Here is a 25609-nt window from a genome sequence, read left to right as displayed (position 1 = left end):
TGTAGGGTTCTTAATTTAATACGGCTCAGTAGCTCAGTCGGTAGAGCAATGGACTGAAAATCCATGTGTCGGCGGTTCGATTCCGTCCTGAGCCACCATTTTATGTGTATACCCTTATTAGAAATAGGGTACATGGAGGGGTAGCGAAGTGGCTAAACGCGACGGACTGTAAATCCGTTCCTTTGGGTTCGGCGGTTCGAATCCGTCCCCCTCCACCATTTAGGGGTATAGTTTAAAGGTAGAACAAAGGTCTCCAAAACCTTCGGTGTGGGTTCAATTCCTACTACCCCTGTTTGTAGTATTATGGCGGCTGTGGTGAAGTGGTTAACACATCGGATTGTGGTTCCGACATTCGTGGGTTCGATCCCCATCAGCCGCCCCATTTTATTTCTATTGTTGGGCTATAGCCAAGCGGTAAGGCAACGGATTTTGATTCCGTCATTCGAAGGTTCGAGTCCTTCTAGCCCAGTTATGGCGGCATAGCCAAGTGGTAAGGCCAAGGTCTGCAAAACCTTTATCCACCGGTTCGAATCCGGTTGCCGCCTCCAATGTTTAGCCGGTGTGGCGGAATTGGCAGACGCGCACGACTCAAAATCGTGTTCCTTTTGGAGTGTCGGTTCGACCCCGACCACCGGTATTCGTCAGAGTACTAAATTCATCATTTGCGGGTGTAGTTTAGTGGTAAAACTACAGCCTTCCAAGCTGTTGTCGTGGGTTCGATTCCCATCACCCGCTCCATATAATATGGGCCTATAGCTCAGCTGGTTAGAGCGCACGCCTGATAAGCGTGAGGTCGATGGTTCGAGTCCATTTAGGCCCACCATATGATATTTTGTTGCACAGATTACTATTCTATTTAGTGCAATATATATTGGTAAATACCATTTTATTTTCCGCAGTAGCTCAGTGGTAGAGCATTCGGCTGTTAACCGAACGGTCGTAGGTTCGAATCCTACCTGCGGAGCCATTTCTTTTATAGTGAAATACATAATTGCATGATAAGAATTTTTTCTATACATATCGTAGGATTTTCTACTGCTCATTGGAGCGGCAACTTAATCTTAGCAGTCATATTACCTTCTAAATCTATAAAAATAGAATTAGAGGGTTTTTTTCTATGTAAATGGATTTTATCAAGTTGGTATGGTGTATGATGGTTTAAGGGAGCTTGTTTTTTAAAAGGAAGGGATACAAATGGGAATATTCACATCACATCATTCAGAAGATGTTTTTGGATTTTTCGCTGACAAGCATATGGAGTCGGGTGGATTAGTGAAGAAGAGGATTCCAAAAGGTACTGTTATCTTTGATGAAGGGGACGAGTGCAGCGGTGTGGCATTTATTTTGAATGGTTCCATCCGTGTATCGAAAGTTGGGAAAAATGGCAGGGAAATTATTTTATACCGAATTACCCGCGGAGATTCATGTATTCTTACGATTTCCAGTATCCTTTCTTCGTTGTCTTACCCGGCAACGGCTATGGCGGAGGAAGATACTGAGGCTATTTTTTTAACATCACCACAGTTTAAATCAATGATGTCGATTAATATTGGTTTGCAGCAGTTCGTGTTTAAATTATTATCCAGCCGGCTGCTGGATGTCATGATGCTGGTTGATGAAATTATTTTTCATAAAATAGATGAAAGAGTAATAGAGTACTTGCTGAAAAATACGCGGGATAACGGAGATACGATTAAAATGACACATGAGGCATTGGCTGTTCAGCTTGGCACGGCTCGAGAGGTTATCAGCCGCAATCTTAAGGGACTGGAAAAAGACGGGACCATTCATCTGCTGCGAGGGAAAATTAAAGTCATGGACCGTATTAAATTAGAAGAAAAATTATCAGAATATAGAGATGATATGTGACTTAGTCACTGAAAATGCAGCCGGCTTTGCTTATGATAAGGGTGTAAACGTTACCATTATTATAAAGGGGAAAGGAGCTGGCGATGGTGAAAGCCAATGTTGGAACAGTCGATCGAATCATTAGAGTTATCTTGGGGTTTGTGTTATTATCCTTATATTTCATTCTGGATGGAGGAATGAAATATATCAGTCTGCTTGGTATTGTCTTACTGCTTACAGCAATTATTAAATTTTGTCCTTTATATCCAATCTTTAAAGTCAATACATGTAGAAAACACTAATACAATCGTTTGCTAAAGTGCCTGATGAAAGTTCGGGCACTTTTTTGCGTTTGCAGGATAGTCACTTTAATTATCGAAATAAATTGAAAAAAGTGAGACCAAAGCCATTTATCATTCGTATATAATTAGTGAACTGATTTTTATATTAAAGGAGGTTGAAAATGGGGTTCTTGACAATAGGAATTGGACTTGCTGTGGCAGTTTATTTTCTTTGTGAGGGTTTTTTTAAGAATATAAAAAATCCAGGCTCTAAAAACGAATTTGAATCATTAGAAAATGATGAACAGGAATTAATAAAGGCAAACGAGTTGCATCAATATTTAGGCATTACAAAGGAAGATGTGAGGGAATTAATGAAAGCGCATTCGGATATTCCTCATATTTCGATAAACGGGAAGACGTATTATGCAAAAGAGAAGGTACGCGAATGGCTTTTTAATATGAGTGATTAAACATGCAGCAAGTTCAGTATACATACAATTGGGGATGCTGGTGCCTAAACATAGCGTTACTTATTTTTGTAAATATCCTTCAGAAAAAAACACACAATATATTATTGATAGAAAAATGCTGAAGGAAGGTTTTGCTTGATGATTGAAAAGGAAAAGATGCTGAGCGGACAGCCCTATCTCGCCTTTGATGAAGAGCTTTTTAAGGAGCGCCAGTATGCAAAAGAAGTATTATTTGAATTCAACTCCTTAAATCCGGGTGAAGTTGAAAAACGCAATAAATTACTTGAAAATTTGCTGGGAAGGGTGCCGAAGCTATTCTATATTGAACCGCCTTTTCGTTGTGACTATGGGTATAACATATCGATAGGCGAGAATTTTTATGCGAATTATAACTGTACTGTTTTAGACTGTGCTCCGGTAACGATTGGAGATAATGTTCTGCTCGCGCCGAATGTCGGTCTTTATACGGCAGGGCATCCAATTCATTATGAACCACGGAACAAGGGAATTGAGTATGCCTTTCCGATTACCATTGGAGATAATGTTTGGCTTGGCGGCGGTGTGATTGTCAATCCGGGGATTACTATTGGCAGTAATGTTGTCATTGGTTCCGGCAGTGTTGTAACGAAGGATATTCCGTCAAATGTAGTAGCAGCGGGCAATCCCTGCAGGGTACTCAAAGCCATTACAGATGATGACAGAGATAAATATTTTAGAAACCTGAAAGTTTGAAGTAAGGTTTCCCTTGGAACAATGGGAAGCAGGGGACAGAAGAAGAGGGGGATAAAGGTGCTTAAGAAGCGGGGAATTTTTTTGCTCATGCTGCTGATCCTGGCCGTTTTAGCTGGCTGTTCGGGTGGCTCCCGTGTGATCACTGTGGGGGACATTGAAATTACAGAGAATGATATGCGAGGAAATTACAGCAGCTTTACGGGGAATTATTTTAAACATGTAAAGCTTGAGGAGGGAGAAACCCTTACTGTTACTTTTTCGGTCAATACTGAAAAGGGTGAACTGACGGCAGAGGTGTTAGACTCCAGTGGGGAAACGACCGCCGTTTTGGAGCCAGGAGGTACAGCAGTGATTGATAAGCCGGGTAAATATAAGCTTCAGGCAGTGGGCAAAAAACATAAAGGCAATTTCACCCTATCATGGCAAATTGAATAAAGAAGCAGAGGCGGTTTGATCTAACATCATCACGAACCGTCTCTTTATTATGGAATGCTGATGATTACCGTAACAGCAGGATTGTTTAGCGTCTTCTAATTCACAAATCACTCACTATTTAAATATAGCGGCAATGGTAAAATGAAAGTGAAGAAAGGAATCACCTCAATATAAGGGGGAGATGATATGAAAATATTGAAAACGTTTGCGGTAATAGGAGGCACTGTTCTTGTTTTATTGGGAATTGGCTATGTGTATCTCTACTTTGCCATGTCAGATGTCACGTTTATTGATAGAATGAAGGGGACTTATGATCCGATTCCGGAAAGGGAAGAAGAGACTCGCGAGCAGGCTCAGGAATATTTGAACACTGTTTTTACCGGCGGGCATTACACAATCTATGATATTGCGTTCGAATCAAATGACACGGACACGTTATACAGTTATGCAGGTATGGTTCGGGATGAAGTGAATAATGTTGAATTTCTGGTCTTTCATAATAATCAAACAGGGAAAATGGAAGATAACTATGTGGCAATGAAATGGACGAAGGATTTAGGCAATGATCTCCGGCCGTTTATCACGGAACAATTTGGTGAGGCTGCCGACTTATACGTATATTTCGATGAAAGACAGATAAATGCCTATAATATTGATCCTAATCAACCTGGAAGTTATAAAGATTATAAATTTAAGCCGCAAATCTACGTTCCGATTGAGCGTAAAAAGAAAGCAGAGGATGAAAAGGCCTATCCCAAGCTTTTAATTTTTGTAAAAAAGGAATGCGGTTTAAAGCATGCATTTGTTAATGTTCAATATTATGTTAATCAGGAACCCATGATGGAAGATGATTGGGTAGAAGAATTCTAAGCGATGCATAGGATTACCTATGCATCCTTTGCTTTTTCAACGATAATATTGTAAGAATAAGTAGGATAGGGAATGAATCTGATGTGGCATCTTTAATGAGGAGCATGCAGTTTGAAGGAAATTAATTATAAACTCACTTTAAGTATTCTGCTTGGAAATTTATTTATCGCCTTTTTAGGGATCGGGCTTGTCATTCCGGTCATGCCAACGATTATGAATGAGCTTGGTCTCAGCGGTTCGACTTTCGGTTATTTAGTCGCGGCTTATGCAATGGCTCAAATGATCATTTCCCCCATTGCAGGAAAGTGGGTCGACCTTTACGGGCGTAAGCCAATGATTCTTATTGGATTAATTATTTTTGCCTTTTCCGAGGCATTATTCGGTCTTGGAAGAAGTGTGACCGTTTTATTTAGTTCCCGGATACTTGGCGGTTTCAGTGCTGCTTTTATTATGCCTGCTGTTACTGCCTTTTTAGCGGATATTACATCAAAAAGCGAAAGGTCAAAAGCGCTTGGCTATATGTCAGCGGCTATTAACACGGGGTTCATTATCGGACCGGGACTTGGGGGCTTTTTAGGGGAGATTAGCATTCGGCTGCCCTTTTTTGCCGCAGCTGTATTTGGCGTTGCTGCAGCGATCGTTTCACTATTTTTCTTGAAGGAACCTGCTAGAAAAGAATCAGATGAGAAACAACAGGCCGAGAAGCCAGGCTTGAAGGCTGGGATGCGCAAGATGTTTCATCCTATGTATGCCGCAGCCTTTTTCTTAATTCTTATTTTTAGCTTTGGCTTGGCTTCCTTCGAATCGCTGTTTAGTTTATTTGTGGACCATAAATTCAGTTTGACACCGAAGGATATCGCCATCATGGTTACGGGGGGAGGGCTGCTTGGAGCAATCGCCCAATTATTCCTTTTTGATCGTTTAACAAAAAGGATTGGGGAAATCGCACTGACGCGATACTGTCTCGCAGTGTCTGTCGTCCTGACTCTTGCAACAACGGCTGTAAATACATATATGGCGATTATGGTAATCTCCTGTATCTTATTTATCGGCTTTGACTTAATCCGTCCTGCACTGACAACATACTTATCAAAAGTTGCCGGCAATGAGCAGGGCTACGTCGGTGGAATGAACTCGATGTTCACCAGTCTAGGAAATATTTTTGGTCCTGTTGTCGGCGGCGCTTTATTTGATATGAATTTGAACTATCCGTTTTATTTTTCCTCTGTTGTATTAATAATAGGGATTGTGATCTCTGTGTTTTGGAGAGCAGGGGCAAAACATGAAGCTCCATCTGCAGGGTGAATAAAGCACGGGATGAACAATTCCCGTGCTTTTCCTGATCCTAAAATTGTTCAAAACGGCGAAAATTAATCGTTGCGATCGCAACAAATAGCAAAGACAAGATAATGGTTGTACAGATGATAAGTACCCCATTTTCAGCGATTTCCCCCTGCATCAGCACTGCAGATACCTGCGTTTTGATATTGGAAGGGCTCCACTGAGTATATTTTGTGAAAAGTCCTGATAAAACAGAAAGGCCGCCTAATATCAAAATACTCAGTCCGGCAATGCCGCTTGCGGCCTTCAGCCATGTCCCGATCAACATCGTGACTGAGAGAATGAAGAGGAGCCATAAACTATAAAGAGCAAAACTCGCAAGCACTCTTTCCCATGGCACGGTATGAAAGAGCAAATTTGTATAATACCAGGTCAATCCATAGCTGAAGAGGAAGGAGACAAGAGTGAGCAATATTTGCGAAAACCACTTGCTCGCAATATACTGCAAGGGACTCACCGGGCGAACCATAACCAGCGCCAATGTTCCATTTTGCCGTTCAGTACATATTGCTCCCATGAAGGCGATCACGAGCAGCAATGTACCGACTGTCCCAAATTGACTGAGTGTTGCCGCTAAAACCTCCTCACCAGTGGGAGTTGGAATTTCAATGACGGCCCCTTCAGGGAGATTACCTGCACTTTCAAGGATTTGCGGCATGTAATAGCTAGAGAGCGGCTGGGAAATACCAAGAATGGCAAAGGCAATGGGCAGCCAGATCCATCTCCCGCTCCGTAAGGCTTCTTTTAATTCTTTTTGAAAAAGCGTTATAAAATTACTCATTGATTCATCACCTTCAAATAGGCATCTTCGAGCGAATCCTGTAAATGTTCAAAATGGAGCAGATTCAGTTTGTTTTCTATTATTCTTGTTAAAAGAAGGCGTTTATCAAAAGAAGGTTCATCAAAGTAAAGAACGGCGGTGTGTAAATCTTGGTATTCGATATGGGCTAGTTTTGGCATACCGTCAAAGCGGTGTTCCAGTGGTTCTGTTGTCCTGATTTTAATGGCCGAAGCGGACTGGTTATATTTAAGCTCGGTTAAGCTGCCGTTCCACTTGATTTTCCCTTCCTTTAACATAATGACGGAATCACAGACCTGTTCCGCATCGTGCAGCACATGTGTGGAGAAAAGGATCGTCATCCGTGCTTTCAGTGCCTGAAGCATTTTCAGTACATCCCTTCTGCCGTTTGGATCAAGGGCTGATACCGGTTCATCAAGAATGAGGAGTTCAGGGTCATGGATCAGTGCTTGAGCAAGCCCTAGTCTTTGTTTCATTCCTCCGGAAAAGCCGCCGATTTTCTTATTTTTCACATCGAGGAGACTGACGAATGCCAGCGTTTCGTCAATTTTGGCGGTCAGCTGCGCTTTCGTTAGATGTGAGAGCCTGCCGGCAAACTGTAGGAACTCCTTAGCTGTCATCCAGGAAAAAAAGGCAGGATGCTGCGGTAAAAAGCCGATTAACTGGCGGTAATCCTTTTTCTTGCTGCCGGGAAAGAGAATGGTGCCGGAAGAGGGTGTCAGAAGACCGGCCAGCATGTGCAGTGTGGTTGTTTTTCCGGCACCATTCGGACCAATGATGGCAATGCATTTTCCCTTTTCAATTTGAAAGGATAACTGTTTCACAGCCTGGTGCTGCCCATAGGTTTTGGTTAACTCATTCACTTGTAACAATATGTTTTCCCTCATGAGTTTTTCCTCCCGATAACAAAATAGAGGATAGGACCGATTAAATTAACAGAGAGAATGATTAATATCCACATCCATTTCGGACCGTTCGTTTTTTCCTGCTTGATGCAGTTCACTAAGGCGAAGACGGCTAAGATAAGCTGCAATACGATAAGAGGGGCAATGAGTGCCCAATTCAGGTCTGGCATGTCTTTTCAGCTCCTTTTTTGTTTTCTTTTATAAGGCCATACGACAAATAAGAGATAACACAAGGTTGGTGTCGGCACTTGGATCAGCCCCCAAATTCCCCAAAACCATGGATAGCTTCCCTTCTTTTTGGCGTCAATAAAAAGGAGGATGCTCTGTGTGAGCAGGACGGGAATAAGCACCGGCAGAAGCAGAAGAAATAGTTCTTTATCGCTCATAAAAGTCAGCCTCCTTTGCCCTTCTCTTGTTTAACACAAGGAAAATAATTGGAGCGGCTACCAGGGACAAAACCTGAGTCCAGATAAATATTTGCGGTGCCTTAAAAACAATCGTTATCAGGACAGTCAGGATCAGCAGGGCAAAAGTAATGAACAGCGAGAGCTCTTTATAAAAAGCCTTTCTTTTCTCGGCCTTCGCCATCGCGAGTTGTTCCTTGATCGATGCCTTGCCGGGGGCAGGCTGTGATCCGAGCTGATCCAGCTGCTTCCAATCAATTTGCAGCCGCGATAAAAGTTTATCTTTTGCATCTTTATGATTGGTCATCGTCATTCCACTCCTTTTTCAGCCTGTTGATTCCAGTGTGAACCCGTGATTTTACTGTTCCTGTTTTGATGCCAAGCATGACGCTGATTTCCTCGTACGTATAGCCGTAGTAGTGACGCAGAAGAATAGGGATTCTAATATCAGCCTCAAGCTGATTGAAATCTGTGAATGAATCGCTCCATTCCAAGCCCTTATTTTGGGCTTTCCAGCTTAACTGCCGTGACATGTGATGAATGATTTTACTAATTCTTTTTTCTTCACGTTGTTTTTTTCTTATGGAATCGATATAAAGGCGGGAGGCAATCGAAATCATCCAGGTAGAGAATTTCCCCGTACCTTTAAAAGAAGAAAGGTTCGAATAACATTTTATCATTGTCTCCTGGGCTAAATCCCGGCTCGTCTCTTCATTCAGGGTCAGCTTTAACAGGTATTTATATAAAAAGGAATAATAGCGCTGAAAAAGCTCCGTAAATGCATCATCGCTGCCTGCTATTGCCTTTATAATCAGGTCTCTGTCATCAGCATTTTCCACCTTAGATGCCCCCTTTCCTCTTCGTTCACTTATAGGACGCTCTCATTTATCATATCGTTCATTATTTTTTAAAAAAAGTTAATCTTAACGCTGTTCGACTGAAAAATCGCTTTTGCTGTCGTTCATAATTGAACTTTTGCTAAATTCTATTTAAACTTACATATAAACTAAGAAAAACAGAATTGGAGGCATTAGCATGGGCAGCAAGGAAAGATATCAACTCCTTTTTGATAAAATCAATCAATATAATTCAGGCGATAAGGGGATTACAAGAGTTGCCTATTCAAATGAAGAACAAACCTGTACCCATGCTTTTATGCGGATGTGCAAATCTGAAAATTTAGATATCCGTATGGATTCATGCGGGAACGTTATTGCCAGAAGAGAAGGCAGAATAAAGGGACTCCCGCCTGTTGCGATGGGCTCCCATTTAGATACGGTTTATTCAGGCGGAAAATATGACGGGGCAGTGGGAGTTACAGCAGCACTCGAAGTCATTAAACGCTTAAATGAAAAAGGAATTGAAACGGATCATCCGATTGAAATTATTTCCTTTGCCTGCGAGGAATCCGCCCGTTTCGGGGTCTCTACCGTTGGCAGTAAGGCCATGGCAGGTGTGATCGATAAGGAGAAGTATCGCCATTTAAGAGATCGAGATGGAATCACCCTGGAGAAAGCCTTCGCGTTATGTGCTCTTGATTTTAACAGTATTGATGATGCCAGCAGGAAAGATGAGGAATTTAAGGCCTTTTTTGAGCTGCATATTGAGCAGGGACCAATTTTAATCAACAATGAGAAAAAGATCGGCGTTGTGACTGGCATCGCGGCACCGGAGCGGTTTATTTTTAAAATCATCGGGAAGGCATCACATTCCGGTACGACCCCGATGAATATGAGGAAAGACGCTCTCTTAGGGGCATCCGAGATCGCTTTAGCACTGGAACAGGCGGCAATTCGCGAGCAGGAGAATGGAACGGTTGCTACGGTCGGGGTAATGAACATTGAGAGCGGCGCCATGAACGTCATTCCCGGCGAAGTGGAAATGAAGGTGGATATTCGTTCAACTTCTCTTGCATCAAGAAAGAGAGTGCTGGATGAACTGCATGAAGTGATAGCTGCAGTCAAAGAGAAGAGACAGCTGGAAGTTCAAAGTCTCGAAATCAGTTCAGAAGAGCCGGTCCTGCTTCATGCTGACGTTGTCGACACATTGAAAAGGATATGCGAAGAGAAAGACCTCCCGTATGAGGTAATGCCGAGCGGGGCCGGACATGATGCGATGAATATGGCAAGACTATGTCCGACGGGCCTGATTTTCATTCCTTCCGTGGATGGTCTCAGCCATCATCCAAATGAATATACTCCAATGGATGTTGTCCTTAAGGGGATTGATGTCCTGGAGCAGGCTGTTCTTCACTATGCAAAGTGAGGTACAGGGGCAGCTCTGGAATTTTTCACTGAATATTAAGAAATAAAGGTCCAATCTCCTCTCATCATCTGGGACTTATTGTGAAATATAAAAGCTGTATAGGAAACGGGACGTTTAGAAGATAGTCTCTTAATCAAACGTTTAATTAAATGAAGGTAAGTGGAACCGGGAGTTGTTTTTTAGGGACAGCCTTCCGGTTCTCTTTTTGTTGTTATTATTATTCTCTTGATTTGCACACACTAAATGACAGCGATAAAAGTGGCTGATTTTTTCTACTTATTAAACAATATATCGTTCACATTTATATGGAAGAAACAGCCTATTTATTTTCATTGCATAATTGATTTTTATCGTTTAAGATAGGCGTTATGACTCATTAAAACAATAGTATAAATATATGTACTTAATGTATAAAGGAGGAACGCGAATGGACCATACAGTGAAAAAAACTACCCGCCCGCCTTATGGATTGTTGGCTGTTTTAATGGTTGGAGCTTTTATCACCTTTTTGAATAACACGTTATTAAATGTTGCCCTTCCATCTATCATGACCGACTTACATGTCAACACGGCAACGGTTCAATGGCTGTCAACGGTCTTTATGTTAGTGAGCGGAATTATGATTCCAACGACCGCGTTTTTGATTCAAAAGTACTCGGTTCGCCACTTATTTTTAGCAGCAATGGGATTATTTACGATTGGAACAATTATTGGCGGCATCGCTCATATATTTCCACTCCTTTTAGCAGCAAGGGTAGTTCAGGCAGCTGGTGCAGCCATCATGATGCCGGTGCTGATGAATGTTATGCTCGTAAGCTTTCCAATTGAAAAGAGAGGAACAGCGATGGGGGTTTTCGGTCTTATCATCATGTTCGCTCCGGCAATCGGTCCTACTTTATCCGGCTGGATTGTCGAGCATTATAGCTGGAGAATGCTGTTTATGTTCATCGCTCCTATCTCACTGCTTATTTTTCTGATTGGATTCTTTTTATTAAAGGATAAAAAGGAAAAAGTCGATATTCGTCTCGACCTCCTGTCAGTTGTATTATCGAGTTTAGGTTTTGGCGGCCTTCTTTACGGATTCAGCTCAGCCGGCAATGCAGGCTGGGGCAGTCCGCAAGTATATTTGTCCTTAATGATCGGGGTTATCACGTTAACCTTATTCATATTACGCCAGTCGAAACTAGAAGAACCGATGCTGAGTTTTGCTGTCTTTAAATTTCCGTCATTTACCTTGGCATCGATTATCATTATGATTTTAAACATGGCGCTGTTTTCCGGCTTTTTAATGCTGCCGATTTATGCCCAGGCAATACGAGGTATTTCCCCGATGGATACAGGATTAATGCTCCTGCCGGGAGCTGTCTTGAATGCCTTTTTATCACCGATAACAGGAAGGCTGTTTGACAAATACGGAGGCCGGGTTTTAGCAGTTATTGGTTTAACGATCACAACGGTCGCCACATACTTTTTTAGCCAATTAACATTCGAAACGTCATACACTTCATTAATCGTATTACATGCCTTAAGGATGCTCGGAATGGCGTTAATCTTTATGCCGGTATCGACGAATGGCTTAAATGAACTGCCAACCCGTTTTTACCCGCATGGAACTGCGATGAACAATACCTTGAATCAGGTTTCCGGTGCTATCGGTACAGCTTTGCTGGTCACCATTATGACGATACGGACAGAATCTGCTTCAGTAAGGCTGTTGACAGAAGCGGCTGGACAGCAAACAGCAGGAGTCCAGCAGCACATTGCGATGCAGGCGATGCTGGAAGGGATTAATTTTGCCTTTTTAGTTGCCACCTTTATAACAGCTGGGGCTCTTGTCCTGTCTTTCTTTATGAAACGAGCCACGCAGGCGGAGGATAAAAGCGGCAGACCCTCTGCCACAGAAAGCCGGGCGAAATTAGCGGAAAATTAATCCCTGATCTTTGCGGGGACTATCTTTAAATAGGAGAGAGATCGTTAAAAGGCGATTTCTCTCTTTTTTATTAACTTTGGATCGTAAAAGTTGAGCTATAATAAAGGGAAAGATGAATGAAGAGAGTGATGAGAATGGAGTGGCAGCAGTTAGAATATTTTCGCGTTGTGGCAAAAACAGAACATTTCCGCAAGGCGGCCGAAATTTTATCTATTTCCCAGCCTGCTTTAAGCCGCTCGATGACAAAGCTGGAAGAAGAATTAGGCACACCGCTGTTTGATCGGACTGGCCGCTCTGTTAAGTTAAATAAGTTTGGTCAGTTATTTTTGCGGCGCGTTGAAAATGGCTTGAATGAGATAGCGATTGGTGTAGAAGAACTTAACCAGTTAAAGAATCCATACACAGGTACGGTTTCAATCGCCTTTTTACAAATATTAGGGATTAAGATTGTCCCGGATATGATTAGAGATTTTAACGAAAAATACCCAGACGTAGAGATACGTCTATATCAGAATAATATTATCGCCAGCATGGAGCAGCTGCTAAGCCGGGAAGTTGATTTATGTTTAATCCCACAGATAAAGGACACCGCGAAAATTATGTGGCATAAGCTGTTTGATGAAGAATTGTTTTTGTATGTACCAGCACATCATCCTCTGGCTGGAAGGGACTCCGTCGCTCTTAGTGAGTTATCACAGGAAAACTTTATTGCCTTTAAGAGGGGACTTGGGATGCGGGATGTCATAGATGGCTTCTGTGAGCAGACCGGGTTTATGCCGCGGATCAGATTCGAAGGAGAAGATGTACCGACATTAGCAGGTCTTGTTTCAGCCGGTCTGGGTGTCACAATTATCCCTGCCTTTCATGGGGTTTCTTCTGATAGAGTAAAGCAAGTCTCGATCTCTCAGCCGTACTGCCATCGCACAATTGGCATTGCCTGGCTCAACAATACAACTCTGCCGCCATCAGTTGGACTGTTCCGCAACCATGTCATCGGCATGTACAGTAAATAATAAAGAGATTTAAGCGATCTAACGGCCGCAGGCATGACCCACTGGCTCTTCGTAAATAGTTCGTTTAGTGTTGGTGAAATTTCTTGATTTCATATGTTGTTACCTTTAATATGATATTATCAAAAAAAACGGAAGGGTGAACGTGAAACAATGATGATTTAATCCTATGCTGCAAAGAAATCAATCGTTTCAAATGATTATTTTTTCTGGATAGGATTAAGTTGTACATGATTTTTTACAAAACCATGAGATCATTGTTCCCTTTTGTTGGGGATAATTAGCTTTGGCCTTTGTATTGTACTGCCTCCTGTCCAGAAATTAGAAATTACACAGGAGGTTTTTGTTTTGGAGAAAAATACAGCAGAGAGTGTGAAGGATAGTCCAAGTTTATTCCACAGCCGGGTTTTTCAAGCGATTATCATGTCAGGTTTATTTTTACAAATAGGAATCTGGGTAAGAAACTTTGCTGTTTTATTGTTTGTTATGGAGAAGACGAATGGTGATCCATTTGCTGTTTCTATGATTTCCGTAGCTGAGTTTGCCCCGATGTTTATCTTTTCCTTTATCGGAGGGACCTTTGCTGACCGCTGGCGTCCAAAGAGGACAATGGTTTGGTGCGATATCTTAAGTGCCCTGTCTATTTTCATCGTGCTAATTACGCTTCATTTCGGAAACTGGCATACCGTCTTTTTTGCCATGCTGATATCAGCGATTCTATCGCAATTCTCCCAGCCTTCCGGGTTAAAGCTATTTAAACTCCATCTGCCGGAGGGACAGATACAGTCAGCGATGTCGGTTTACCAAACTTTGTTCGCTGTGTTTATGGTGTTTGGTCCTATCTTAGGAACCTTTGCTTTTCAGTCATTCGGAATTGAAATATCAATCGCCGTTACGGGCGCCGCCTTTTTGCTTTCCGCTGCATCCCTGGCATTTCTGCCAAAAGATCGGGTGCTGGAGGGAGATGCCGCTCCAACAACATTATGGGAGGAAATGAAGGCAGGAGTAGCCTACGTTTTAAAAAAGAGAGAGTTGAGCCTGTTAGGTTTTTGTTTTTTAGCGGCAGGACTTGGACTTGGCTTTATTCAGCCGCTATCCATTTTCCTTGTTACTGAACAGTTAGGGCTGGCGAAGGAAAATCTGCAGTGGCTCCTCACAGTTAACGGAGTTGGGATGATTATCGGCGGCGGCGTGGTGATGGCATTCGCCAGAAATGCTGCCCCGCAAAAGCTTCTCATTTATGGTATGTTTATTAATGCTATTGGTATAGCGGTCATGGGGTTTTCAACCAATCTGTGGCTTACATTAGGGGCGGAATTTATAAATGGACTAATGCTGCCTTGCATTCAAATTGGAATCAATACGTTCATTATGCAGAAAACAGAGGCTGATTTTATCGGCAGGGTGAATGGGATTCTCATGCCGTTGTTTACAGGGGGAATGGTTTTAACAATGAGCGCGGCAGGTATCATGAAAAGGGAGTTCTCCTTAGTGTTTACCTTTGAAACAGCGGCCATTTTGTTCATTATTGGAGTGCTTGTCATTTTGCCGCTGTATAATTTAAAAACGGAAACACAAGCAACAGAACAACTTCAATTAGAGGATTAAAACTAAATTCTTAATGCAGCCGGAGGCAAAACTCCGGCTAAATAAAAAAGGGCGGGGGAATTTCCCCTGCCCTTTACCTTATGCTGTTTCTTTTGCTTTTTTATCCTTTTCCAGCAATACAATAAGGGCTGGCAGCAGGATACCCCGGATGAAGAAAGTATCAAGCAAGATGCCGACCGCGACAATAAAGCCGAAGACAAACAATAATTCAATAGGCTGTGTCATCAGGACCGCGAAGGTTGCGGCCAGGATAAGCCCGGCAGAGGAAATTACCCCGCCTGTATTGGCGACGGCAATTTCAGCCGCTTCCTTGACTGAATGTTTTTTCCGTTCTTCCTGGTATCTTGAAATGAGAATAATATTATAGTCAATGCCAAGCGCTACAAGGAAGACAAACGAATAAAGCGGAACCCGGTCACTGATCGTGCTGATATCAAAGAATAAGTTGGTTAAGAACATACCCAGACCTAACGCGGCCAGGAATGAAAGCAAAATCGTCCCCATCATATAAATTGGCATCTTAATGGACTTGGTTAGGATGAATAACAATACTAAAATTAACAGTGTTTCCAGCAGGACGATGACGATCAAGTCGCGATCATTAACAGAACGTTCATCTGCCTTTTTCGCTGTTTCGCCGGCAAAATGAAGGCTGCCGCTCAGACCGCTCTCTTTGACAATTTTGTCGGAATCATTGCGGATATCTTCCAATGCATCCATTGTGTTGATGGAATAAGGACTTTCCTTGAACGTCAGGTTTAAACTGAGAACATTTGCATCTTCGCTCATTCTGTTTAAACGGACATTGTTAACTAAAGGCTGATCAGATAGTTCTTGCATCAGTCTTTCTTGGTCATCAACTGATAGCTCCTTTTCTCCTTCAAATATGACAGTGGTCGGAGCTAGGTCCCCTTTAGCAAACTTTTCTTCTAATATTTCATATCCCTGTCTCGACTGCATATCAGCAGGGAAGGATTTCATCGTATCGAACTCATAGGTTAAGTTAAATAAATTACTTGCCGATAGGAGAAGGATGATCCCCATGATCGCCGCTGAAAGTCCCGGTTTTTTTACAACAAAACGGGCAATTTTACTCCAGAAGGAATTGCTTTTTACCGTCACATCGCCAACCCTTGGGATCTTCGGCCAAAATGATCTCCGGCCAAAAAGAGTAAACAAGGCAGGAATCAGTGTGACAGACGCAATCATAATAATTGCCATGGTCGTGCCAAAGGTTGGGGCAAAGTTGCGGTAGTCACCGAAGTTGGCGAAAAATAAAACAAGCATGGCCGCTAAAACCGTCCCGCCGGAAAAGAATACAGGCATCCCGGTTTCACGCATCGCATATTTCATGGCCTCATATTTATCTGCATGATGCTTTAATTCTTCACGGAAGCGGGAAAAGACGAATAAACTGTAATCGATCACGGCCGCAAAAAGAAGAATCATCATAATCGATATCGTCTGATTGCTTAATAGCAATCCTGCTTTTCCCATTAAACCAAGGGCTTGATTCACCACTTCATACACAAACGTTGCTGCCAGAAGCGGGATAAGAGCAAGCAGCGGTGACCGGTATATGACAACAAGTAAGAGAAGAATTAATCCTACTGTTGACATAATAAGAACGACATCGGCTCTTGAGAATAAATTAAGGGAATCAACCGCAATGCCTGCAGGTCCGGTGACGAACAAGGTCCATGTATCTGAACCCTCGGCTAATTTCTGAATCTGCTCCAGTCTATCCCGCAAATCCTTCGCTTCTAATCCTTCGGCAAAAGTCAATGGAATCACAGCCGTTGTTTTATCTTCTGAAAAGAAGCCTGCTGCTGCCTGTGGAGGCAGTGCTGCTAAAGGAACGGTTTGTTCTACTCCATCAATCTTTTCCTCTTCTATTTCTTTGAAGAATTGTGTTATATCTTGAAGTTTTAATTTACCTTCATCGGCCTGAAAAACAAGCAGCGCCGGAGTGCCGTCATTATCTGGAAAATACTGATCTACCTTATTTTGGGCAATGACCGATTGAGCATCTTTAGGCAGAGAGTCAATCGTTGTTACTTCATAATCCTTGGCGCTTGGTGCAAAGGCACCTAAAAGACCAGCGGCTAACAGCCATACAATAAGAGTCATCCACATTCCCTTTTTTGTAGCTACCCGATCAGTAATGAAATTCAATATGGTTTTCATCGCTCATTTCCTTTCGCGTAATTGGAGTTATTTGTAAAGCCACTTTCGATAGTGACAGTAGTGTCACTATCGCTATTATCAAATAGAAAGACCTTTGTGTCAATTTTAAAGATGATTAAACATTCCATCTTTAATCATCTCTTTAATAGATTGAACCCATTCTGCATGCGTAATGCCAAAATGATTTGGAATGGCGACTGATTGGAAAATAAAACCTAAAATGAGACCGTCGGGAAGGTGTGATTTCAGTTTTTCTTCTTTTTTACCTAACTCAATAAAGCTTTGTAAATAGCGATACATATCCTGATGAAGCTGGAAGAGAACTTCCTGATTTCGTTTAGCCTTTTCCGTGGTATGGTTTGGAATTTGGGCAAAAATCAAGATCATTTGGTTGATTTCCTTCCGTTCCAAAATGGTGTTAAGCAGGAAATCAAACTGCTCTGAAAATTCCCGATACTGTTCAATCGCCTTTAAATCATTTAAAAAAAGATGCATGTCATTAATCATATAGTCGCTGATCAGTTCATCCTTGTTTTCGTAATACTTGTAAATCGTTCCTCTGGATACATGTAATCTTTCTGCTAACAGACTAAAAGTAAAACCTTCATAGCCATTGATGAGTAGCAATTCCTTCGTTGCTTTGAATAACTCTTTTAAAGAAAACTTCCGCTCTCTTGGCAACCCGCCCACCTCAACTATTCTGCCGTATGATTGAACATATACAGCTGATACAAATTATAGAATTTATTATAGCATTAAATCTGCTGGAAAAAGATAATGAACGTTGTTAAACGATGATAAAAGACATTGAACTGAAAACGTTTCCGTGCTAGAATACTAGTATATATAATTGTGAATTGTTTAACATAATTGAAGAAGCTTATCAATTACATGTGTAGGAGGGCAGCATAGATGATAAAAGGAGCGAGAAAACATCCTGGAGAAAATAATAAAGAGTACTCCTATAGAGTTATTAAAGATAAAATTATGTCGCTGGAGTTAAAACCAGGTCAAGCCATTAGCGAAGTAGAACTGGCCGAAGCATTGCATATTTCACGAACTCCCATTAGAGAGGTAATAGGAAAATTACGGGAGGAACATTTAGTAGAAGTGTATCCTCAAGTAGGTTCCTATGTTTCAAAGAATAACCCGCGGTTATTAGAGGAAGCGGCTTTTATGCGCTATACGCTGGAGAGGGAAGTAATGAAAACAGCTTGCCTGTCTTTCCCTAAGGAGCAGCTTCGTGAGCTTAGAAGGAATATCGTGCTTCAAGAAGAGAGTGTAGCTGACAAATCGGAAGTCATTGACTTCCATAAGCTGGATACTCAGTTTCATAAAATTCTTTTTCAAGGGATTGGAAAAGAACATGTCTGGGAAGCTATTACAAGATTAAGCACACATTATAATCGTGTGCGTGTTTTGGCTGAAATGGAATATAGCTATCATAAGGCGTTTACAGAACATAAAATTATTTTGCGAATTATTGAAAATAAAGAAATTGATCAAGTTGAACAAGTTTTATACAACCATATTATGAAACCGACGGAGCTATGGGAGCAGTTTTATAAGCCTGAAAGTCCTTATATTAGTTATTTTGATCTATCCAATCAGGTGCATGTGCATTAGTGCCGTTTTTAACATAGGCGGCGGGAGGGCATTGTACAAGCCTGGCAATAGAAGTGTGTTTATATGAGTAAAAGTACCCTATAGAGCAGATACTAAAATGGTCTATTCTATAGGGTACTTTTTTGCATGCAAAGAGGGAGGATACTCTCGGCTGATGACAGAAAACCATCAAAATATGAAATTAAATAACTCAATGTCTCCTGCATAAAGACATTTGTCTATCTTTGGTGCCAGGCACCATTATGGACTGACTTTTTTAATGAATATGGATGTAGCGTAAAATCCATAATATTGTTATGATTCATTCATCCAACAGGGATATATACATAGTTTAGGGGGAAGTTTAGTATGGTAAAAGGTACAGATCGTGTAAAACGGGGAATGGCAGAAATGCAAAAGGGCGGCGTCATCATGGACGTAATTAATGCTGAACAGGCAAAGATCGCTGAGGAAGCCGGAGCCGTAGCTGTAATGGCATTAGAACGTGTTCCGTCTGATATTCGTAAAGCTGGCGGAGTAGCGAGAATGGCTGATATTTCAATCGTGGAAGAAGTAATGAACGCTGTAAGTATTCCGGTAATGGCGAAAGCCAGAATTGGTCATATTGTGGAAGCAAGAGTATTAGAAGCTCTTGGCGTTGACTATATAGATGAAAGTGAAGTTTTAACACCTGCAGATGAGGAGTTTCACTTAAATAAAAAAGAATACACTGTTCCATTTGTGTGCGGTTGCCGCGACCTTGGCGAAGCAGCCCGCCGTATCGGTGAAGGAGCTTCTATGCTTCGTACAAAAGGTGAACCGGGAACTGGAAACATCGTGGAAGCAGTAAGACATATGCGTAAAGTAAATGCACAGGTTCGCAAAGTGGTGGCGATGAACGAAGATGAATTAATGACTGAGGCTAAATTACTTGGTGCACCATATGAAATCCTGCTGCAAATCAAAGAACTTGGTAAATTGCCAGTAGTTAACTTTGCTGCCGGCGGTGTAGCCACTCCTGCTGATGCAGCATTAATGATGCAATTAGGTGCAGACGGTGTATTCGTAGGTTCTGGTATTTTTAAATCAGAAAACCCTGCTAAATTTGCGAAAGCAATCGTTGAAGCTACAACACATTACCAAGATTATAAATTAATTGCTGAGCTTTCAAAAGGACTTGGTGCAGCGATGAAAGGGATTGAAATTTCTACACTTGCGCCGTCTGAACGTATGCAAGAACGCGGCTGGTAAGGAGTAATGAGCATGGTGAAAGTAGGAGTTTTAGGACTGCAGGGAGCTGTCATCGAGCATGTTCGATCCGTGGAAGCCTGTGGAGCAGAAGCGGTTGTGGTTAAAAAGGTTGAACAATTAAACGAGATTGATGGTTTGATTCTTCCTGGCGGTGAGAGCACAACGATGCGTAAGCTGATTGATCAATATGGATTTCTAGAGCCTTTACGGGAGTTTTCCAAGCAAGGTAAACCAATGTTTGGTACTTGTGCCGGTTTGATTTTATTAGCGAAAAACCTTGTTGAGTATAAAGAGCCGCATCTTGGACTGCTTGATGTAACAGTTGAGCGGAATTCATTTGGCCGTCAGGTAGACAGCTTTGAGGAAGAGCTTTCGATTCAAGGACTGGATAAGCCATTTGTTGGAGTATTTATCCGCGCCCCGCATATTGTGGAAGCGGGGGGACAGGTTGAAATTCTTGCTGAGCATAAAGGCAGAATTGTCGCTGCACGTGAAGGGAATCTTCTTGGCTGTTCATTCCATCCGGAGTTAACGGATGATCACCGTTTTACGCGGTTGTTTGTTGATATGGTGGAAAAAGCCGTTGCGGTGCAAGCGAAATAAATAGATAAACGTAAAAGAGCCCGCTTTTGCCGCGGGCTCTTTTCTATGCATTTGGTGTTGGTGCGGACATTCACCTCATTTTGTAAAGCTCTATTTTTTCAGCACCTTTGCCAAGCGGTTGACCCCTTCAACGATAGGATTGGAATTTAAATGGGCGAAACCGAGTAATAGTCCTTTTCTTTTACTTTTTAAACAATAAGGGCTAAGCGGGAAGACGCCAACACCTGTGTTTAATGCCGACTGTACAGCCCTAGACTCATCGAAATCTTCACCGCTTTCCAGCAGTACATGTAGTCCAGATTCGGTACCCTGAACATGAAATTGATCAGCTAATCCTGTTGCCGTTAGCGCCTGGATAATGATTTTGTGCCGCCTATGATAAATAGAACGCATTCTTCTTACATGCTTTAATAGATCACCTGTTTCAAAAAACTGTCCAAGTGCCAGCTGTTCCATGACCGGCAAGTGGCGGCAGACAAATTCCTGCACTTTAGCCATTCGGGCGATCGCTTCCTCAGGACCGATTACAGCAGCTAAACGAATGCCCGGTGCGAGCAGCTTTGTAAAGCTGAGCAGGTATAAAATATTGGTCGGCATTTGTGAAAATAAACTTGGCATCGGACCGCCGCGGTAGCGAAACTCTCCGTCATAATCATCTTCAATAATCCACGTTTGATTTTCCCGGGCAAATTGAATTAACTCCTGCCTGCGGTTAGCGGTCATCAGGACACCACTCGGAAATTGATGGGAAGGGGTGGTGAAAATCATTTTACTGTCGGGTGAAATATGTTCCACACAAAGTCCCTGGCTGTCAATTGGTACCGGTTCAACATTCATATTGCGGTAACGCATCGCAGACCATGCCACCGGGAAACCGGGATCCTCAACGGACACTAAATCTCCCTCCTGAAGTAACGCCTGGGCAATAATATCCATTGTCTGCCTCGCCCCTAATGTGAGCAGAATTTGCTCAGGCTTGACGTAGATTCCTCTTTCTATAGCTAAATAGCGGCTTATTTGTTCCCGTACTGAATACAATCCGTAGGGAGAACTGTAGCCCCAATTTAAGACATTTTCCTTTCTCATTGCTGTATTAGAAGCCCGACGCCAGGACTTTTGAAAGCCGGGATCAACGTATGGCTCATGAAGGCGGAAATCGATTTCGGCCTTTTCATCCTGATTGACATCCGGCCAATGCTCGACATAGTCTGTCTTTTCCTCCAGAAATGGATTAGGAGGGATAGCTGGGACGGACTGCTCTTCCCCATAAAGATTGGTTTCCGGAATAAGTTGGCAAACCTTCGTTCCACCTCTCCGGGATGTGGCTACATATCCTCGCGACTGCAGTTCTTCATAAGCAATTTGTACACTTGAGCGTGATATTGAAAGTTCCTGGGCCAGCTGCCTTGTAGGTACTAATGGATCCCCCGGTGACAGCTGTCCCCGTGTAATATAGTCAATAACTTGATCGACAATTTGCAGCCAAATCGGCCGTTTATCTTTTCTGTCTACTTCAATATACATAATTGAACTCCCTCATGGTGAATATGGAATGATAATTTAATAATATAATAGCTCAATAAGCAAATCCATAATTATTTTGGTGCCAGGCACTAAAAAAAGACAGATGTCTTTTTACGGTGCCTGGCACCGTAAATGGACAAATGTACACATATGGGGGACAAAGGTTTTTATCTTTCCTTTGAAAAATATTTTTTCATTTGCAGGAATTTGGCGGTTTTTGTCGAATGGAATGATTTATGGATTGGAATTTTAGTTTTGAAATAAAGGAGATGATTTTTTGACACGAATGAATCGTGTTTGGTTTAAAGGAGCAAAGTACCATATTACAAGCAGGGGAGTGCGCAAACTTCCTCTATTCTACGATGATCAAGACAGGCGAAAATATATAACTCTTATCGAAGAAGCAATGGAACTTTACTCTTTTAACCTTCAAGCCTACTGCCTCATGCCGAACCACGTCCATCTGCAAGCCGAATGCATCGAAACACCCCCAAGTCAAATAATGAATTTTATTCACACGAAATACGCTAAATATTTTAATAAGCGCTATGATTATACCGGTCATGTATTTGAGAATCGATATGGTTCAGAATTAATCACTTCGATTAACTATGAACTTGAAGCGAGTCGATATATTCATCTTAATCCCGTCAAGGCGAATCTAGTGAGCCGCCCTGAAGAATACCTCTGGAGCAGCTATAGATTCTACATTTCAAAGGACAAACATCCACTCACTATCTCTACAAAGCAAATCCTATCTTATTTTCCCGGCCCTGCAATCGAACATTATATAAATTACGTTAATCAGAAAATGACTCAAGCAAATGTTTCGAGTCTATTCCACTCTAGCGGGGAGGTTTTTTAATGGCATCGACTGTGCTTAGTTTTACTTTATCCGGTATTGAGGGTCATGTTGTAGAAGTCGAGACAGAGGTTTTAAATGGACTGCCGTCTGTTTCTATTGTTGGACTGGGAGATAAAGCTGTGAAAGAGGCGAAGGAAAGATAAGAGGCAGCCATCATCCATTCAAACTTCCTCTTTCCGATGCAAAAAGTTGTTTTTAATCTTGCACCCTCTGATATGAGAAAAACAGGAACCCATTTTGACTTAGCTATGGCTGTTGGTCTTCTAGTGCGGACAGGACAAGTTAAAATTAGTAAATTCCCCCCAATTAAAATAGGCTTCATTGGAGAGCTTTCTTTAAATGCTTCGATCCGGCCTGTTTCTGGAATTCTGCCCATGGTCATGAAAGCGAAAGAGGCGGGGATAAAAACGCTGATTATGGCAAAGGAGAATGTTGCAGAGGCTTCTTTAGTAAAGGACTTAGAAATAATCGGATGTGACACATTAAAAGAAACGATAGACTTTCTTGAGGGGAAAATTATTTTTCACCCTAATTATAATCCTAGGAAGCCTGCTTCAAATCCCAAAAACTGCTCTGTTGATTTTTCCGAAGTAAGGGGACATGAACGATTACTGGATTATATAATGATTGCTGCTGCCGGTGGGCATAATCTGTTGCTTATCGGACCGCCAGGCTGCGGAAAAACCATGATAGCTCAGCGGATTCCTACTATTCTGCCAAGAATGACAGAGGAGGAAGCCCTGGAGGTGATGAGGATTTACAGCGTGGCGAATCAATTAAGGGATAAAAGCAGGTTAATAGGGGAACGACCTTTCCGAGCCCCACATCATAACGCGTCTACAAATGCGATTATTGGCGGGGGTACTCATGCCCTCCCCGGAGAAATTTCCCTTGCGCATCAGGGTGTCCTATTCTTGGACGAAATTGCTGAATTTGCTAGAAAAACATTAGAGGGATTGAGACAGCCATTGGAAGATGGCTCCGTTACCATTTCACGCGTATGGGGAACCAATACATATCCAGCAAGTTTCATGCTGGTTGGTGCAATGAATCCTTGTCCGTGCGGTTATTTTGGTCAAAGCAAATGCCGCTGTACGGACTATGAAATCCAATCCTACCGTAAAAAACTTTCAGGTCCCATTATGGATCGGATGGACATTCAAAAATATGTTGGTAATGTTGATTTTTTCAACAGCAGCAATCAGGGGAAAAGTTCCTTGGAATTGCGAAAAAAGATTGAGCAGGCACGTGCCATCCAATTTGATAGATATAAAGATTATCCAGGGATTACCTGGAATGCCCAGTTGAATGCCTCTTTAATCCATCAGTTCTGCCAGCTGGATCACGAATCCATAAACCTGCTTCGTTCTGTGGTAGACCAATTTCATTACAGCGGCAGGGCGATTCATAAATATATTAAAATTGCCCGTACAATAGCTGATTTGGAAGGGGACTTTTCTATTAAAATCAACCATCTGCAAAAAAGCCTGTTAAGCCGGGATTTAGAAAAAGATAATCATGTATGGGAAAAGAGAGGCTGAGCACAGATGGATATTTATTGGGTATGGATGAGCCTGGTGAAATACACCGGCCCCGTTTTACAGAAAAGATTATTGGAGGAATTTGGGACACCGGAGGCGGTTTATCATGCTTCGCTAGAAGAGTTGCAGAGTATTCGGGGGATCAGTAAAAGGGCGGTTCTATCAATCTTGGACAATCGTGATTTAATGGATGATGCCAGGTCGATTCTGCAATCATGTGAGAAAAAGGGGATTCAACTGTTAAAGTATTCTGATCCCCTGTATCCTCTTGATGCGAAAAATTGCAAAGAATCGCCTATTCTTTTTTACTTTAAAGGGAATTTGCAGAAGATTACGCAGTCAGTTGGAGTGGTCGGTTCAAGACGCTGTACGGCGTACGGAAGAAGAATAGCTGAAGAACTTGGCCGGGAACTGGCTGTACAGGGGATTCCGTACATAAGCGGCTTTGCAAAGGGAATTGACAGTTATGGACAGGCTGCTTGTATCAGTCAGGGAGGATATTCAGTAAGCTTTCTCGCCGGGGGTGTAGATGTTTGCTATCCTCCTGAGCAAAAGGGATTGTACCGGTCAGTTTTAGAGAATGGGGGAGTTTTTCTTTCACAGCATCCACCAGGCACAAAACCTTTTCCAATCCAATTTGTGCAAAGAAATTCCTTTATCAGCGCCTGGTCAAGCGAACTCGTGATTGTAGAGGCAGGCGAAAAAAGCGGTGCTCTTTGGACTGCTGACTTTGCACTAAAACAGGGTAAAACGGTGTATTCCGTGCCGCATCCGATTTATTCCCTTGAGGGAAAGGGGTGTAATAACCTTTTCACGAAAGGGGCGGTTCCGTATTTAGGGAAGGAAAGCTTGGAGGTTTTACGCACGACTAAAAATGCCGGCAACAGCACTTCGAAACGGGAGCAAAATCAAGAGCTAGATCCAATCATTCAACTACTATCATCGCAAACCTCCGCTGCTATTTCGTCGCTCATGCAAACACTTAATATGAATGAATCAACAGCGATGGACCGTCTTTTCGCACTGGAACTCAAAGGGAAAATAATCATAAGAGGAGATATAGTTAGTCTGCTCTAATACATTATCAATAGTATTATGCCTCAAAATAATGTCACCACTGTAACAAATGTCC

27 protein-coding genes and 10 tRNA genes are annotated in these 25609 nt (G+C 42.2%); 28 read left to right on the top strand and 9 right to left on the bottom strand.

The window, feature by feature from the left end:
- Positions 1-22 precede the first annotated feature (22 nt).
- The 17 genes from HNR53_RS17900 to HNR53_RS17820 all read left to right on the top strand — a co-directional run bounded on the left by HNR53_RS17900 (position 23) and on the right by HNR53_RS17820 (position 5944).
- Positions 23-98 (top strand) — tRNA-Phe (locus HNR53_RS17900).
- 36 nt (positions 99-134) lie between these two features.
- Positions 135-218: transfer RNA gene (locus tag HNR53_RS17895), tRNA-Tyr, on the top strand.
- Positions 219-221: 3 nt separating this feature from the next.
- Positions 222-292, top strand: a tRNA-Trp gene (locus HNR53_RS17890).
- 14 nt (positions 293-306) lie between these two features.
- A tRNA-His gene (locus HNR53_RS17885) sits at positions 307-382 on the top strand.
- 15 nt (positions 383-397) lie between these two features.
- Positions 398-469: transfer RNA gene (locus HNR53_RS17880), tRNA-Gln, on the top strand.
- A 4-nt stretch (positions 470-473) separates the two neighbouring features.
- Positions 474-548: transfer RNA gene (locus HNR53_RS17875), tRNA-Cys, on the top strand.
- A gap of 7 nt (positions 549-555) precedes the next feature.
- A tRNA-Leu gene (locus HNR53_RS17870) sits at positions 556-637 on the top strand.
- Between the two features lie 27 nt (positions 638-664).
- Positions 665-738 (top strand) — tRNA-Gly (locus HNR53_RS17865).
- Between the two features lie 8 nt (positions 739-746).
- Positions 747-823 (top strand) — tRNA-Ile (locus HNR53_RS17860).
- A 69-nt stretch (positions 824-892) separates the two neighbouring features.
- Positions 893-967, top strand: a tRNA-Asn gene (locus HNR53_RS17855).
- Between the two features lie 227 nt (positions 968-1194).
- Positions 1195-1869, top strand: coding sequence for a Crp/Fnr family transcriptional regulator (locus HNR53_RS17850; protein ID WP_184528534.1), 675 nt, complete (start codon positions 1195-1197; stop codon positions 1867-1869).
- Positions 1870-1952: 83 nt separating this feature from the next.
- Positions 1953-2150 (top strand): YgaP family membrane protein, encoded by a 198-nt coding sequence (locus HNR53_RS17845; protein ID WP_221452377.1) that lies wholly within the window; start codon positions 1953-1955, stop codon positions 2148-2150.
- A 161-nt stretch (positions 2151-2311) separates the two neighbouring features.
- The gene (locus HNR53_RS17840; RefSeq protein WP_184528532.1) at positions 2312-2602 is read left to right on the top strand and encodes a helix-turn-helix domain-containing protein; all 291 of its coding nucleotides are present in this window, start codon (positions 2312-2314) and stop codon (positions 2600-2602) included.
- Between the two features lie 138 nt (positions 2603-2740).
- Positions 2741-3334 carry a sugar O-acetyltransferase gene (locus tag HNR53_RS17835; RefSeq protein ID WP_281391853.1) on the top strand — a complete coding sequence of 198 codons (594 nt, stop codon included), beginning with the start codon at positions 2741-2743 and terminating at the stop codon, positions 3332-3334.
- Positions 3335-3391: 57 nt separating this feature from the next.
- The gene (locus HNR53_RS17830) at positions 3392-3769 is read left to right on the top strand and encodes a hypothetical protein (RefSeq protein ID WP_184528527.1); all 378 of its coding nucleotides are present in this window, start codon (positions 3392-3394) and stop codon (positions 3767-3769) included.
- A gap of 186 nt (positions 3770-3955) precedes the next feature.
- A complete protein-coding gene (locus tag HNR53_RS17825) occupies positions 3956-4639 on the top strand; it encodes a hypothetical protein (protein ID WP_184528525.1) in 684 nt (227 codons plus the stop codon).
- Positions 4640-4759: 120 nt separating this feature from the next.
- Positions 4760-5944 carry an MFS transporter gene (locus HNR53_RS17820; RefSeq protein ID WP_377802043.1) on the top strand — a complete coding sequence of 395 codons (1185 nt, stop codon included), beginning with the start codon at positions 4760-4762 and terminating at the stop codon, positions 5942-5944.
- A 40-nt stretch (positions 5945-5984) separates the two neighbouring features.
- On the opposite strand, the gene HNR53_RS17815 is transcribed toward HNR53_RS17820, so the two are convergent.
- From HNR53_RS17815 to sigY, 6 genes are read right to left on the bottom strand one after another with little or no spacing between them, the layout of a single operon-like run.
- Complete coding sequence (locus HNR53_RS17815) at positions 5985-6761, bottom strand: ABC transporter permease (protein WP_184528521.1); 777 nt, start codon at positions 6759-6761, stop codon at positions 5985-5987.
- A complete protein-coding gene (locus HNR53_RS17810; RefSeq protein WP_221452376.1) occupies positions 6758-7666 on the bottom strand; it encodes an ABC transporter ATP-binding protein in 909 nt (302 codons plus the stop codon). Before HNR53_RS17810 ends, HNR53_RS17815 begins: the two co-directional genes overlap by 4 nt.
- Positions 7663-7854: a PLDc N-terminal domain-containing protein gene (locus HNR53_RS17805; RefSeq protein ID WP_184528519.1), complete on the bottom strand. Its 192-nt coding sequence runs from the start codon at positions 7852-7854 to the stop codon at positions 7663-7665. The genes HNR53_RS17810 and HNR53_RS17805 overlap by 4 nt, the downstream gene beginning before the upstream one ends.
- Positions 7855-7860: 6 nt before the next feature.
- The gene (locus HNR53_RS17800) at positions 7861-8070 is read right to left on the bottom strand and encodes a transcriptional regulator (protein WP_184528517.1); all 210 of its coding nucleotides are present in this window, start codon (positions 8068-8070) and stop codon (positions 7861-7863) included.
- A complete protein-coding gene (locus HNR53_RS17795) occupies positions 8060-8395 on the bottom strand; it encodes a YxlC family protein (RefSeq protein ID WP_184528515.1) in 336 nt (111 codons plus the stop codon). Before HNR53_RS17795 ends, HNR53_RS17800 begins: the two co-directional genes overlap by 11 nt.
- Complete coding sequence (sigY, locus tag HNR53_RS17790; protein WP_184528513.1) at positions 8382-8927, bottom strand: RNA polymerase sigma factor SigY; 546 nt, start codon at positions 8925-8927, stop codon at positions 8382-8384. Before sigY ends, HNR53_RS17795 begins: the two co-directional genes overlap by 14 nt.
- A gap of 196 nt (positions 8928-9123) precedes the next feature.
- Here sigY and HNR53_RS17785 point away from each other — a divergent pair, with 196 nt between their 5' ends.
- The 4 genes from HNR53_RS17785 (at position 9124) to HNR53_RS17770 (ending at position 14901) form a co-directional block, all read left to right on the top strand.
- Complete coding sequence (locus tag HNR53_RS17785) at positions 9124-10353, top strand: Zn-dependent hydrolase (RefSeq protein ID WP_184528511.1); 1230 nt, start codon at positions 9124-9126, stop codon at positions 10351-10353.
- A 427-nt stretch (positions 10354-10780) separates the two neighbouring features.
- A complete protein-coding gene (locus HNR53_RS17780) occupies positions 10781-12283 on the top strand; it encodes a DHA2 family efflux MFS transporter permease subunit (protein WP_184528509.1) in 1503 nt (500 codons plus the stop codon).
- 116 nt (positions 12284-12399) lie between these two features.
- Positions 12400-13296 carry a LysR family transcriptional regulator gene (locus HNR53_RS17775; protein WP_184528506.1) on the top strand — a complete coding sequence of 299 codons (897 nt, stop codon included), beginning with the start codon at positions 12400-12402 and terminating at the stop codon, positions 13294-13296.
- Between the two features lie 345 nt (positions 13297-13641).
- A complete protein-coding gene (locus HNR53_RS17770; protein WP_184528504.1) occupies positions 13642-14901 on the top strand; it encodes an MFS transporter in 1260 nt (419 codons plus the stop codon).
- Positions 14902-14979: 78 nt separating this feature from the next.
- Here the strand turns inward: HNR53_RS17770 and HNR53_RS17765 are convergent, their stop codons facing one another.
- Both HNR53_RS17765 and HNR53_RS17760 read right to left on the bottom strand, forming a co-directional pair.
- Positions 14980-17088: an MMPL family transporter gene (locus tag HNR53_RS17765; protein WP_184528502.1), complete on the bottom strand. Its 2109-nt coding sequence runs from the start codon at positions 17086-17088 to the stop codon at positions 14980-14982.
- A gap of 105 nt (positions 17089-17193) precedes the next feature.
- Positions 17194-17778, bottom strand: coding sequence for a TetR/AcrR family transcriptional regulator (locus HNR53_RS17760; RefSeq protein WP_377802041.1), 585 nt, complete (start codon positions 17776-17778; stop codon positions 17194-17196).
- A gap of 222 nt (positions 17779-18000) precedes the next feature.
- On the opposite strand from HNR53_RS17760, the gene HNR53_RS17755 reads away from it, so the two are divergent.
- The 3 genes from HNR53_RS17755 (at position 18001) to pdxT (ending at position 20547) form a co-directional block, all read left to right on the top strand.
- Positions 18001-18714, top strand: a complete 714-nt coding sequence (locus HNR53_RS17755) for a GntR family transcriptional regulator (protein WP_184528498.1) — start codon at positions 18001-18003, stop codon at positions 18712-18714.
- 348 nt (positions 18715-19062) lie between these two features.
- Positions 19063-19944, top strand: a complete 882-nt coding sequence (gene pdxS, locus HNR53_RS17750; RefSeq protein WP_184528496.1) for a pyridoxal 5'-phosphate synthase lyase subunit PdxS — start codon at positions 19063-19065, stop codon at positions 19942-19944.
- Between the two features lie 12 nt (positions 19945-19956).
- The gene (gene pdxT / locus HNR53_RS17745; protein ID WP_184528494.1) at positions 19957-20547 is read left to right on the top strand and encodes a pyridoxal 5'-phosphate synthase glutaminase subunit PdxT; all 591 of its coding nucleotides are present in this window, start codon (positions 19957-19959) and stop codon (positions 20545-20547) included.
- Positions 20548-20637: 90 nt separating this feature from the next.
- Here pdxT and pdxR read toward each other — a convergent pair whose 3' ends face one another.
- The gene (gene pdxR / locus HNR53_RS17740; protein ID WP_184528492.1) at positions 20638-22071 is read right to left on the bottom strand and encodes a MocR-like pyridoxine biosynthesis transcription factor PdxR; all 1434 of its coding nucleotides are present in this window, start codon (positions 22069-22071) and stop codon (positions 20638-20640) included.
- Between the two features lie 286 nt (positions 22072-22357).
- Between pdxR and HNR53_RS17735 the strand changes: the two genes are divergently transcribed.
- The 4 genes from HNR53_RS17735 to dprA are packed head-to-tail and all read left to right on the top strand — an operon-like array spanning position 22358 to position 25554.
- Positions 22358-22936: a transposase gene (locus HNR53_RS17735; RefSeq protein WP_246439664.1), complete on the top strand. Its 579-nt coding sequence runs from the start codon at positions 22358-22360 to the stop codon at positions 22934-22936.
- Complete coding sequence (locus HNR53_RS23280; protein WP_246439658.1) at positions 22936-23079, top strand: hypothetical protein; 144 nt, start codon at positions 22936-22938, stop codon at positions 23077-23079. Before HNR53_RS17735 ends, HNR53_RS23280 begins: the two co-directional genes overlap by 1 nt.
- 9 nt (positions 23080-23088) lie before the next feature.
- Complete coding sequence (locus tag HNR53_RS17730) at positions 23089-24477, top strand: YifB family Mg chelatase-like AAA ATPase (RefSeq protein WP_343065355.1); 1389 nt, start codon at positions 23089-23091, stop codon at positions 24475-24477.
- Positions 24478-24483: 6 nt separating this feature from the next.
- Positions 24484-25554: a DNA-processing protein DprA gene (dprA, locus tag HNR53_RS17725; RefSeq protein ID WP_184528490.1), complete on the top strand. Its 1071-nt coding sequence runs from the start codon at positions 24484-24486 to the stop codon at positions 25552-25554.
- The last annotated feature ends 55 nt before the right edge of the window (positions 25555-25609 follow it).

Source organism: Bacillus benzoevorans, assembly GCF_014207535.1.
Taxonomy (GTDB): domain Bacteria; phylum Bacillota; class Bacilli; order Bacillales; family Cytobacillaceae; genus Bacillus_BD; species Bacillus_BD benzoevorans.
This window is presented reverse-complemented; position numbering and strand designations above follow the sequence as displayed.